The sequence below is a fragment of the Dysgonomonas sp. UBA7630 genome, assembly GCF_002483985.1.
GTDB lineage: Bacteria > Bacteroidota > Bacteroidia > Bacteroidales > Dysgonomonadaceae > Dysgonomonas.
On record NZ_DLIY01000031.1, the window covers coordinates 1 to 384 of the forward strand.

1 protein-coding gene is annotated in these 384 nt (G+C 31.8%); it reads left to right on the top strand.

Features of this window, described 5'->3' with window-relative positions; all coding sequences use genetic code 11:
* The coding region (locus tag B3P17_RS12950) for a phage antirepressor KilAC domain-containing protein (RefSeq protein WP_291105773.1) at positions 1–285 on the top strand (285 nt) is incomplete at its 5' end.
* Positions 286–384 lie beyond the last annotated feature (99 nt).

A 384-nucleotide genomic window follows, 5' to 3' on the forward strand; every position in this document is an offset into this window, starting at 1 on the left:
ACAGACGTCGGACAAGCAGCAAAAATATTAAAGTTACCATTTGGGAGAAATACTTTATTCAAAAGGTTACAAGAGAAAGGCGTATTTTTTAAAGGTAGAAATGAACCTAAACAGGAATATATACAAAGGGGCTATTTCGAATTAAGGGAAAAAGAAATACCAAGAGATAATCATCCTGCGTTTATGGTAACTAAAGTGCTTGTTACTCAAAAAGGGTTGTTTTGGTTATCAAAAATGTTTAGTTCTAATCCCCATGCTTCTATACCGACTTTAAATTTACAGTAAATTATGGCTAACAACTTAAATTAGCATAAGCACCTCACAAGGGTGTTTTTTTTGTCACTTCCAGAAATTATCCCAACTAGGTATATTTTATATAAAATA